The following is a 12300-nucleotide window of genomic DNA, read 5'->3' as shown; positions in this document are numbered from 1 at the left end:
CTTGCGGGCAACCGGAGTGTCCGGTCCTTGAGACTCTTTATATACCGAGGGATGGGGCTGTTGGAAAGGTTGAATCAAACCGGACTTGAGGATCAATCGCGATGGATTATCAGGATATTCTTTATCACGAGTCGGAAGGGGTCGCCACAATCGCCATCAACCGGCCTGGAAGCCTCAACGCCTTTCGCGCCCGGACGTGCGAGGAAATGATCCATGCCTTCGATCGCGCGGGCTGGAATCGGGATATTGGCGTCATTGTGCTGACCGGGGTTGGAGACAAGGCTTTTTGTACCGGTGGCGATCAATCGGCCCACAGCGGGTCCTACGATGGCCGGGGGATTATCGGCTTGCCTTTGGAAGCGTTGCAGGGGATCATTCGCGCCGTACCCAAGCCGGTCATTGCCAAGGTGCGTGGTTTTGCCATCGGAGGCGGTAATGTGCTTGCTTTGCTGTGTGATCTGACCATCGCCTCCGAGGGGGCGGTCTTCGGACAGGTCGGACCCCGGGTCGGGTCGGTGGATCCTGGTTTCGGCACGGCGTTCATGGCGCGTGTTCTCGGGGAGAAAAAAGCCCGGGAAATGTGGTTTCTCTGTCGCCGCTACAGCGCCACCGAGGCAATGGAAATGGGCATGGTCAATCGTGTCGTTGCCGAGGACCGCCTGGACGAGGAAGTGGCGCGATGGTGTGCGGAGATCCTCGCCCTTTCGCCAACCGCCCTGGCCTTGGCCAAGAGTTCCTTCAATGCCGACACGCAACACCTGGCCGGTTTGTCCCAACTGGGACTGCATGCCGTTTCGCTTTTCTATCAAACCGCCGAGTCTCGCGAGGGGGTCGCCGCGTTCAAGGAAAAACGTCAACCTCGCTTCAGAAACAGCGGTGGCAAACGTGAAGGCGATCCGTCATGATCTTCAAGTTCACGGATTGGGGTGCATTTCGGCAAGGCGTGGAATGAAAAAACATTCGGCGAACATCAATCCGCCGGCAAACTTGAAGTATTGCTGGACGCTCGACAGGTCTTCCCGGTAGATGCCGTTGATTTGTCCCTGGGTCGAGACGGTTGGCGGGGTCAGGGTGATTTCCGCGAAGCCGTGATGTTCCATCAGACGGGTCTGTACCCCGCCCGCGATCAGATTGGCCAGTTCCCCGAAGGCGTCACACCCTTCGGCGTTCATGGTTTCCAGTTCCACTCCGGCGAAGGCGCCGGAAAGTTTGCACGCCACATATTCGGGAGAGGCCAGATGCATCCCGCCATCGAAGGCGCCATGATAGCTGACCATGGCCAGGACTTCGGTCTTTGGCGGGATGTAGATTTCGCCAGGGACGCTGGTTTTCACAGGGCCGGGGGTTGCTTCGATGAACAGATAGGCGGAAAAAATCTCCTGAACCGATTCGACGATAAGTCCAGCCAATTCCATCTGAAACTTTTTCATGGGCTTTATCCCCAATCAGCCGCGGAAATCACGTTAATGGCAACTAACGGGTATTCATACCTCCAACGGCGCATCATGGCAAGCGTTTTCCCGTCGGAATGCTCCGGGGACGGTGACGGATCCGTGCGCGATGCATGACTAAAAGGCCTGCCCAATGCTGACGTAGACCTGAAAAGGATCGTCCACCTCTTCCCTGCGTCGCAGGGGAAAGGCCAGATCAAACCGCAGAGGTCCAACCGGAGTCAAATAGCGGACGCCCATTCCCGCGCCCGACAACAGTCCTTCCCCCACATCGGGGGTCTGTCCCAGGTAACTCCGCGCCGCATCCAGGAATCCGACCAGCCCCACCTGATCTGTCGCCAACCAGCGAACCTCCGTTCCCAGGGCCAGAAGGGACCGGCCACCGATCGGCTTGTGTTCTCCATCCAACGGTCCCGCCAACTGATAACCAACCCCCCGCAACGTGCCGCTTCCCCCGGCATAAAGACGTTGATCCGCCGCAAGGTCCCCATGGCTTGCCCCCATCACCGTGCCTGCTTCGCCCCGCAAAGCCAATACGGTTGGCGACGCCGAGGAAAGGGTGTGATACCAACTGCCCCGTTGGACAAACCGGGCATGTGGTTCGCCAGCGGCGGAAAGAGACAGCACCGGTTTGAGTTCCGAGGCCCAACGCCATCCGTTGCGTGGATCCAGAAGATCATCGCTGCGATCAAGTTTGAACACCATGGGAATGGCGGTGGTGGCAAAGGAAGAACGGACGCCACCGCCACTTTTTTCCATGACATCGGCAATGCGCCATTCCACGCCGACGCTGGCCTCTCCCCCCGGAGGAAACACCGGGCGCAACAGATTGGCGCCGAGCTGGATGGACTGGCTGACGAAGGCATCTTCGAGTGTGCGTTCCGATTGAGCGGAAAGGGTCAATTTTTGCTGTGAACTGATGAATGATGGGGTTTCGTGGGACAGGAACACCGATTGCGCTTCGGTTCCCAACTCGGTTTTTACCTTGATGCGCTGTCCGACCTGAAAGGCATTGCGGTGTTCCCAGGCCCCTTTCAGGTTGATTCCCTTGTCGGTGCTGTAGCCGGCGCCGGTGGAGACGGTCCTGTGTTTTCGCTGTGTCAGACGTACATCGACCGGCCACAGTTCGCCCTCGGGCGGGGCCGCCCCCAGTTCCACCGCCACCGCGGAGAACAGTCCCGTACCCATGAGGGTGCGCTGCGCCCGTTCCAGTCGCATGGGATGGTAGACCGCACCCGGGCGCCATGACAAATGCCGCGCCAGAAATGTTGCATCCAGACCTTCATCTCCCGAGAACCGGACCGGTCCCAGGCGGACCAGGGGGCCTGCGTCGAGGTCGAGGACGACATGCAACAGACGGGCGGCGCGATCCAGATCGTGTCCATGATCTCCGAGCGAGGCGTGGGGAAACCCCAACTGACGGACACGAGCCAGCAACGCCTCCCGCGCCGAAAAGACAACGGCGGATTCGGCGGGTGCCCCTTCGCGCAATCCCAGGCTTTCCGCGGTGATTGCCCCCAATCGGTCATGCACCGGCTTGATCCGCAATCCGGGGGGGGCCAAATGATAGAGTTGTCCCGTATCGACAACGAAGAGGATGGTCCGGACCGGCCTTTCGTCGGGAAGAAGGACGTCCACACGGGCATCGAACCATCCCCTGGATTGAAGGGCCTGCACCATTTTTTCGTGATCGTCCATGGCCCGGCGCCGCAGCGATGATGGATTCGCAGGGGGGCGATCCTGCAACCGGACCGAAGAAGAGACCGATTGCAGCAACGAAAGCAGCGATCCTTCCACGCCACGAAACGCCACCTCATAGGAAAGCGGTTCGTCCACGGCCCATGCCGCTTTCGCCGAAAGCAATGCGATCAGGAGCAGCCACCGACCAACACGTCCCCATGCAACGGGACGATGGCCCATCGGCAGCATCCATTCATGCGGGCCATGCGGGGATGACACCATGCCACCTCTTCGGATTATGCTTTCCGGAACAAACTTTTAAAATAATCGATGGTGGCGATCAAGCCATCATCCAATGAAATACGGGGCTCCCATTCCAGATATTCCCGGGCGCGGGTCAGATCGGGACGCCGTTGCCTGGGGTCGTCGGAGGGAAGAGGTTTCATGACCAACGGCGAGGAGGAACCGGTCAAGGCGATCACCTTTTGGGCCAGTTCGAGAATGGTGAATTCATGGTCGTTGCCCAGATTCACGGGACCTGGAATCCGATCAGGGGTTTTCATGAAGGCCACCATGCCGTCGATCAGATCATCGACGAAACAGAACGAGCGTGTTTGCGAGCCATCGCCATAGAGGGTGATGGGTTCATTGTTCAGTGCCTGGACGATAAAGTTGGACACGACCCGTCCATCGTTGGGATGCATGCGGGGGCCGTAGGTATTGAAGATGCGGACCACCTTGATGGACAGTCCGTGCTGGCGGTAATAATCGAAGAACAGGGTTTCGGCGCACCTTTTTCCTTCGTCGTAGCACGCCCGCAGGCCGATGGGATTGACGTGTCCCCAATAGTCTTCCTTTTGGGGATGTTGTTCGGGGTCGCCATAGACCTCGCTGGTGGATGCCTGAAGGATGCGCGCCCGGACCCGTTTGGCCAATCCCAGCATGTTGATGGCCCCATGGACATTGGTTTTGGTGGTCTGGACCGGATCGTGCTGGTAATGGATGGGAGAGGCGGGGCAGGCCAGGTTGTAGATTTCGTCCACCTCAAGATACAGGGGAAAGGTGATGTCGTGGCGGATAAACTCGAAACCGGGATGTCCCAGAAGATGGATGATGTTGTCCCGATTGCCGGAAAACAGATTGTCCACGCAGAGGACATCGTTTCCTTCGGCCAGGAGACGTTCGCACAGATGCGATCCCAGAAAGCCGGCCCCGCCCGTGACCACCACCCGTTTTCGTGTCCAGGTTTTCAAAGGTTTTTCGCCTCCGCTTTTCGATTGTGACTGCATCCATGCCGACCGTGCATCATATCATCGTTCAAATGGGTAACCGAGGTTTGAATGTCCCCTGGCCGACGAATTTTTTCATTCTGTCCGACCGCTGTCAAACGAAAAACCGGACCGGTTCCCGGGCACATCCAGGAAAAAGATCGATTCAATTCAGGGAAAATGGTAAATGTAAAAAGAAAATCGTTTCCGTATCCACACGACCGGGAGACATGTAATGACCGAAGAGGCGTTGCTTGACCTTGTGTTCAATTTTTGGACCGGATTGGCCATTCTTGTTCTGGTCATTCTGAAAAGTGGGCTGAAATTTGTTCCGCAGAACCGGGCATTTGTCGTCGAACGTTTCGGGAAATACCATACCACCCTGACGGCGGGGATCAACTTTTTGGTTCCGTTCATCGACAAGGTGGCTTACGATCAGACCCTGAAGGAGATGGCGGTCGATGTTCCGAGCCAGTCGGCCATCACCAAGGATAATATTTCGCTGGAGGTGGATGGAATTTTGTACACCAAGGTCATCGACCCATACAAGGCTTCCTATGGCATTGAAGACTTCACCTTTGCCGTGGCCCAGTTGGCGCAAACGACGATGCGTTCCGAGATTGGAAAATTGGAACTCGACAAGACTTTCGAGGAACGGATTGCCCTCAATGCCAACATTGTCAGTGCCATCAACGAGGCGTCGCTGCCCTGGGGGATTCAGGTGTTGCGCTATGAGATCAAGGACATCAAACCACCGAAGACGGTCCTTGAGGCGATGGAACGGCAGATGAAGGCGGAACGGGAAAAACGGGCGGCCATATTGGAGTCGGAGGGGTTGCGCGATTCGGCCATCAACAATGCCGAAGGGGAGAAGAAGTCGAAGGTTTTGGCCGCCGAGGCGGATCGGGCACAGGCGATTTTGCGTGCCGAGGGCGAAGCCCTGGCGATCACCACGGTCGCCGAGGCCAAGGCGCGGGCGTTGAAGATGGTCGGTGACGCTGCCGCTTCATCCGAGGGGCAGAAGGCGGTGCAGTTCGAACTGGCGGCGAAAGCCATTCAAGCCCGTGAGGCGATCGCACGACACAGTTCGGTCGTTCTTCTGGATTCCCAAAGCACATCGGCGGCGCATACGGTCGCCGAGGCGATGGCCATGTTGGCGGCGATCAATCAAAGCGGCGCCATGCGGCATGGACCGGGTCTTTCCGAGGGTTGCAAGGAATAGTCATGGATCTGGTTTCCTATTTCGATCTGCACCGCGAGGCCATTTGGTTTACGATTGGTTTTACCCTTTTGGGCATCGAGGCGGGTGTTTTTGGATTTGCCACCGGAATGCTTTTGTTTGCCGGGATTGGGGCGGTCGGGACGGGACTGTTGATTTTCACCGGTCTGCTCGATGGCGCGCCCACGCCGTCGATGGCCACCTTTGCGACCATTTCCATCATTGCGGCGCTGTTGTTCTGGAAGATATTGATCCGGGTCAAACGCCCATCCGTTCCGCCTCCGCCCGTCAGCGACCTGGTTGGCTTGCGTTTTTTGTTGCGACAGGATCTTTCGGTCGGACAGAGCGCCATGGAACGCTATTCCGGGGTCGATTGGACGGTGGTATTGGACCCTGCATCGGGAGTCGAAACCATTCGACGGGAAACCATGGTCGAGGTCGTTTCACTGGATGCGGGAATTTTGCGGGTGCGCCCTGCCGAGGGGAGCGGGAACAGCCTGCGCCCATGAGCGCGACCACATTCTTCATCCGGTCTACGCGACCAACGGATGAGATTGAAAACAGAAGACGGGTCGGGGCGACTATTTGTTGAGCAAGCCGTTTTCGATGGCATATTGGATGAGTTCCGCATTGTTGGCCACCTGGATCTTGGTCAGAATGCGATTGCGGTAGGTGCTGACGCTGCTGATACTGATGGAAAGATCATGGGCGATGACCTTCAGGGGGATTCCCGAGACCAGACGGCACATGATGCCATATTCACGGTCGGTCAGGGTTTCGTGGGGCAGGATTTCACGCGCGCCGTTCAACGTTTCACCGACCAGTTGTTCGGCAATGTCGGAACTGAAAAACCGTCCGCCCCAGGCCACCTTGCGGATTCCTCTGAGGAGGACCTCCGCCGCCTTGACCTTGGTGATGAATCCCAACGCCCCCGCCTTGAAATAACGTTTGGCCAGAAGACGATCGCTGTGTTGCGTCAGGATAAGGACCTTTCCCTGGGGATGCTCCGTCCGGACGGCACGCAACACCTCCAACCCGTTCATCCCCGGCATGGAAACATCCAGCAACAAGATATCCCATTCCGTTTGTCGGAGCAGGATCAAGGCATTCGCGCCGTTGTCCGCCTCGCCGACGACCATCATGTTGGGGTCCTCGGAGAGGATGCGTTTGAGACCATCTCTCATGATGGCATGATCATCGACAATGAACAGGCGAATCATTGTTCCTCCACCAGGTCCGAAGGGAGTCGGGGTAGTGTGGCCCGAACTCGGGTCCCTCCCGAAGGGATGGCCTCGATTTCGACCCGTCCGTCAAAACGCCGCGCCCGTTCCTTCATGCCGCGAAGACCGAATCCCCCCCCATCGGCCAGTCGGTCGGGGGGGATGCCGTGGCCATCATCCTCAAGGGTCATGACGACCGCGGTGGCGGCAAGGTTGAGGGCGATGGTCAGATGTTGCGCCGCGGAATGACGGATGGCGTTGGTGATCGCCTCCTGGGCGATGCGAAACAGGGCAGTGCGGCGTGCGTCATCCAGGAGGACTTCCTGGGAATCCTCGCGGATATGGATTTTGAAATCATCCCTGTTTCCTGTCCCGGTCGCCAGCCATTCGAGGGCGGGCAACAACCCGAACTGATCCAGAACCGCCGGCCTCATGGCATGGGAGATACGGCGAACCGTGGTGTGGATCGAACCGGTCAAATCCTTGAGTCCATCCAGTTGTCGTGCCAGTTCATCCGGGCCTTTCGGGGGATGACCGATCAACCAGGTGATGTCCATGCCAAGACGGGTCAGGGCGCTGCCCAGTTCATCATGAATTTCACCGGCGATCCGTCGCTGCTCGTTTTCCCGGACATCCTCCTGGTGGGCGGCCAGTTCTCTGATTCTCAGGTTGGAACGGGCCAGGGATTCCCGTGCCGCCACCAATCGGGTCGTATGGCGGACCGAGGCGATGGAAATGGCGGCCAGGGTGCCGAGGAGGCGCATCATTTCACTGCGTTGCGGCGGGAACGCCCCCTGAATCAGATTGTTTTCCAGATAGATCACCCCCAAAACCTGTCCCGAATGGACCAGAGGCACGCACAGGATCGACCGGGGTTTCCGCCGTTGGACATAGAAGGTCCGGGAAAACCGGTCATCCCCGAGGGCATCGTCCAACAGGAGCGACTCGGGTGTATGCAGGGTCAGATTGATGATTTCCAGGGGGACACGAGGTTCCTTGTCGGCGCCATCGCCCAGAGGGGAGGCGTTCCATAATTCGATACGCTCGGGTTCCACCCAGGCCTCGACCTCGAGTGTTGCGCATCCATCCTCTCTCAGGATCAGGCAGCCCCGTTCGGCGCCACCGTTTTCCAGGGCCAGGCGCATCAGGTCCGCCAGGAGTCCCGGCATGTCCGACCCGCGAAAGATGATCTGGGAGGCGCGTATGATGCTTCCCAGGTCCAACACCGCGGTCGAATCCTCGATCGTGCTTTGTTTGGTCAAAATCGAGGTAAAGGCGGAAGAGATGGCCGGTTCGGCGGGGAAAAGATAACCGGGGAAAGATTTTTTGACATCCGTAACCTTGGCCTCGGCCCCCCAGCGATGGTAGGCATGGATTGCGTCCCGAAGATAATGTCCCGCCGGGACACGCCATCCCTGCTCATGACAAAACCGGCCCGCCAACTCCAGGGCCAACCCTTCCTCGGATGGAAAACCATGCTCCCGCGCCAACGCGATCGCCCGGTCGTAATGTCCCAGGGCGGCCTGGGGAATGTTCCGCACACGGTACGTTTCCGCTTCCACCAGGTGAAACTTGTGGCGAAAGTTCATGGGGGCGTGGTTGGCCCAATGGTCCATCAGGCGTTGATTGGCGGCCACCTTGTCGAGGAGTTCCTGGCGATGGTCGGATGGGGCGTTTCCGGAACACGCCAGACAGTTCAGGGAATCGATGAAACAATAGACCCCGTAGAGTGCGATGCCGGCCATGCTGTCTTTATAGCGGGCTGCTTCCAATGATGTCGCCAGGGCCTCTTCATGGAAGCGGAAAAAGTAGTAAAGATATAATTGGTTGAACAGAAGATTGAAGAGGACCTGTCCATTTTCGAGTTCCTTCTGACGTAACAAGGCTGCCGTACCGTTACAGGCAGGACCGTCGATTTGGTGGGGTTGTTTCGACCGACCGAGAAGATTCAAGACCATCTGATGGAGGTTGCCCATCATCTCCAAAGATTGATATTGTCCCATCCGGCGCAGGATGACGATTCGATCGGCGATTTTGCGTTCGACCTCTTCCAAAGGAAACCCAAGGAAAATGGCGGTACAGGACCAGCCTTCACATGAGAATCCCGCCGCATTGTTCTGTCCTGTTTCCAAAGCCGTGGCGAACACCTCGTCGAAGATGGGCAGGCTGTTTCTGAAGTGTTCCTTCCAGGGGATGAGAAGGTTGGCATATTGCATGGCCTCGGCCCGATGGGGTCGTGATTCGGGTCTGCCAGCGAGCAGGATCGCGGTTTTGGCCATCCGGTAGGCCAGATCGTACTGGTCCATGAATCCGCACAGGAGGACGGCCTGCCCGGCACACAACACGGGCGAGGGCGGGGCCAGACCCGAACGGAACGTCTCCTTCATGGTTCGAACAATCATGAACGGCAGCAATGTCGGGCGCGTCAAGACCACGACCGGCACCAGAAAAGCCACAATCCGCAAAGCCAGTCGTAATCGTGGATCGGTCATCTCGGGCAAATCGATCAATTGTGCCATCGTTCTGTCGCTCGTCAGCGACATTCCTTCTTCAAGGCTTTGTCCGAGCTGTCGGGCATCGGGTTCCCGAGGAAAGGAAAACCCCAGGGAATCGAGCAATTCGAGCCCCAGGGACAGGCTTTCCCGCAATCGATTCTGTCCCTGATAGGATTGAACTTTTATTTCCAGTATTTCTCCTCGTTCGATGTCGTGGCCGGCATGCGCCAGGGCATGGTTTGAGTAAAACTCCATGGCTTCGTAATCGGGCATCATGGCTGCGGTACGGACCATCTCGTAATGCAGGTTCCAGACAAGATCACGGTTTGTATTCCATCCCGACGGTCCCAACAGGGTTACACCGGTCTTCAGAAATCCAAAAGAAGAATGAAAAGCGGCGGAGGAAGCGGCACGTTGACCGGCCAGAAGGTTCATTCGGGCAAGATCGTTGCGTTCCTCTTGATTTTCGATCAGCGCGATGGCCTGATTCAAATGGGTGACGATGTCGAACACCGCATCATCCTGTGTTCCCGGAGGCGACCAATCGGCCCACAAGGTTCGTCCCACCGCCAGATGGGCGTGTTGGCGCAGGGTTTCGTCCATCGCTTCATGGACGGCCTCCTGCAAACGATCATGATTGAAGCGAAAGTGTATTTCGCCCTGTTCCAGGTACCTGGCCAGGAGGTAATCCCGGGTCGCCGCCACGATCACTTCCCCTTCGAGGGCGGGCCACAAGGCGGTCATCGTTCGTTGAAAATCGGTGCCGGCGATGGCCGAAAGGGTGTCCAGGTCGAAGACCGAGCCGATGCAGGAAGCCAGACCCAGGATGCGGCGGGTTTCCAGGTCGAATCGTTCCAGACGTCCGCGGATCAGATCGACGACGTTTTCGGTCAGGGCCAGGTTTTGGATGTCTTCGATGTTCCAGTGCCAACCCGTTTCCTGAAACCGGATCAATTGCCGTTGATGCAGGATGGTCAGGAATTGACGCAGGAAAAAGGGATTGCCACCGCTTTTCTCGTGACAGACCACGGCCAGGGGATTGATTTTGCGGGGATCGGCGTTCAGGGTGTCGGCAACCAGCCGGATCAGATGAGTTTGGTCGAGGGGCCGGAGGGTCAGACGTTCGAGCGCCACTCCATCCTTCGCCAATGCCTCCAGTTCGGTCGGCAGGGGGTGTCCCGAGGTGATTTCATTGTCGCGGTAGGCCCAGATCATCAACAGGTGTTTGACTTTTTCATCCCGCAGGATGTGTCGAATGAGTCTGAAGGAGGCGATATCGGCCCATTGCATGTCATCGAGGAAAAGGACCAGGGGATGTTGGCTCCCTGCCAGGACCGACAGGAAATTTTGCACCAGATGGAAAAAACGGTTCTCCTCTTCCTGGGGGTTGAGTCTTGGCGGGGTTGGTTGGGGACCGAGCAACCATTCCAGTTCGGGGACGACGGCGGTGATCACCTGGCCATTGTCGTGGAGCACGTCGAGAATCCGTTGGCGCCAGAGGGCGATCCGTTCCTCCGGTTCGGTCAGGATCCACCGGATCAGCTGGCCCAGGGCCTTGATGATGGCGGAGAAGGGGACATCGCGCTGGTACTGGTCGAATTTACCCGCGACGTAGAGTCCCTGTTGTTTGGTGACCGGCCCATGCAGTTCCTTGACCAGTGCCGATTTTCCGATTCCAGAATATCCAGCCACCAGAAGCAGGCGCGTCGTTCCCGCGCACACCGCATCGAAGGACAACCGAAGCCGCGATACCTCCTCTTCCCGGCCATAGAGGTGTTGCGGAATGGCGAAACGATCCCGGACTTCCGCCGTTCCCAGGGCAAAGGGTTCGATCCGGCCCGTCTGTTCCCATTGCCCGCGGCATCGCTCAAGATCGGCCATGAGACCCGCCGCGGACTGGTATCTGTCTTCGGGGTCCTTGGCCAGTAGTTTCAGGATGATCCGCGATATCATGGAGGGAATGGCCGGGGCTTCGCGGCCTGGAATCGCCAAGGTTTCCAGACTGGGCGGATTCCGGGCAACATGACAATGGACCAGTTCCAGGGGATCGGTGGCGGTGAACGGCGGGTGTCCGGCCAGAAGTTCGAAAAAGGTCGCCCCCAGGGCATACCAATCGCTGCGATAATCGACCGAACGGTTGGTGCGGCCCGTTTGTTCGGGCGACAGATAGGGGAGCGTCCCTTCGAGCCGGTCGGGAGGCAGGGGTTCGGTCGATTCGTGCTCCAGGGGGGTGGCGATGCCAAAATCGATGATGCGGATGAGGCCGTTTTCCCGGTTCCAGACAATGTTTGCGGGATTGATATCCTTGTGGATCACCTTGCGTTTGTGGATGTCGCCGAGGGTGGCGCCCACCTTCAGGGCAAGATCGAGGAAGTGTCCAAGTTCCAGGGGACCCGCTTTCAGATGACGGTCCAGTGAACTTCCACCAAAATCCTCCATGACGATGACCGGCAGGTTTCCCTCGCGTTCAAACCGGTACACCTTGATGACGCCAGAAAGATCCAATGATCGGGTCGTCTCGTATTCCAACCGAAATCGGGCCAGTTCTTTTTTCGATGGATAGTGTCCGTTGATGATCTTCAGAATGACCGGGCGCCCGGCCATGCCGGGTTCGATCGCCCGAAAGATGCGCGACTTCTGACTCTCATGCAGGCAGTCGCGGATTTCGTATCGATCATCCAGCCCCACGCTCGTTCTCCCGAGATCAAACGTGTCGCACAAAAGGAAACAGGTGTTTTTCCAGCCCGGCATCCCCGATCTCCAAGGACGGTGATCCCGACCGGGATATTCCTGATCTATGGAAACGGTTCATGAAAATAATAGAAAAGCGAGCCAAACTTCAAGCGGAAAGATATTCGTCTCCTGAAAAAAAAGGGACATTGAGGCATGAAAATAGGAACATTTATTCAAGTGTTATTTTATTGATGACGGGACTTCCTTGTCACGGTCATGTCGAAGGATCATCAT

8 protein-coding genes are annotated in these 12300 nt (G+C 57.6%); 3 read left to right on the top strand and 5 right to left on the bottom strand.

The genetic code is table 11. The features are described from left to right. Nucleotides 1-101: 101 nt before the first annotated feature. Nucleotides 102-905: an enoyl-CoA hydratase/isomerase family protein gene (locus HQL76_03780; protein ID MBF0108278.1), complete on the top strand. Its 804-nt coding sequence runs from the start codon at nt 102-104 to the stop codon at nt 903-905. 9 nt (nt 906-914) lie between these two features. Here HQL76_03780 and HQL76_03775 read toward each other — a convergent pair whose 3' ends face one another. The 3 genes from HQL76_03775 to HQL76_03765 all read right to left on the bottom strand — a co-directional run bounded on the left by HQL76_03775 (nt 915) and on the right by HQL76_03765 (nt 4420). Continuing rightward, a complete protein-coding gene (locus HQL76_03775; protein MBF0108277.1) occupies nt 915-1430 on the bottom strand; it encodes a chemotaxis protein CheX in 516 nt (171 codons plus the stop codon). 138 nt (nt 1431-1568) lie between these two features. Continuing rightward, on the bottom strand, nt 1569-3371 hold the full coding sequence (locus HQL76_03770; GenBank protein ID MBF0108276.1) for a BamA/TamA family outer membrane protein: 1803 nt from the start codon (nt 3369-3371) through the stop codon (nt 1569-1571). Between the two features lie 56 nt (nt 3372-3427). Next, entirely contained in the window at nt 3428-4420 is a 993-nt protein-coding gene (locus HQL76_03765; GenBank protein MBF0108275.1) for an SDR family oxidoreductase, read from the bottom strand. Between the two features lie 214 nt (nt 4421-4634). Here HQL76_03765 and HQL76_03760 point away from each other — a divergent pair, with 214 nt between their 5' ends. Then, nucleotides 4635-5621, top strand: a complete 987-nt coding sequence (locus HQL76_03760; GenBank protein ID MBF0108274.1) for a paraslipin — start codon at nt 4635-4637, stop codon at nt 5619-5621. A 2-nt stretch (nt 5622-5623) separates the two neighbouring features. Beyond that, nucleotides 5624-6127, top strand: coding sequence for an NfeD family protein (locus tag HQL76_03755; GenBank protein ID MBF0108273.1), 504 nt, complete (start codon nt 5624-5626; stop codon nt 6125-6127). Between the two features lie 72 nt (nt 6128-6199). On the opposite strand, the gene HQL76_03750 is transcribed toward HQL76_03755, so the two are convergent. Together HQL76_03750 and HQL76_03745 are read right to left on the bottom strand one after the other, a co-directional pair. Beyond that, a complete protein-coding gene (locus HQL76_03750; GenBank protein MBF0108272.1) occupies nt 6200-6838 on the bottom strand; it encodes a response regulator transcription factor in 639 nt (212 codons plus the stop codon). After that, a complete protein-coding gene (locus HQL76_03745) occupies nt 6835-12021 on the bottom strand; it encodes an AAA family ATPase (protein ID MBF0108271.1) in 5187 nt (1728 codons plus the stop codon). The genes HQL76_03750 and HQL76_03745 overlap by 4 nt, the downstream gene beginning before the upstream one ends. Nucleotides 12022-12300 lie beyond the last annotated feature (279 nt).

Source organism: Magnetococcales bacterium (genome assembly GCA_015228815.1).
Classification (GTDB): Bacteria; Pseudomonadota; Magnetococcia; order Magnetococcales; family UBA8363; genus UBA8363.
This window is presented reverse-complemented; position numbering and strand designations above follow the sequence as displayed.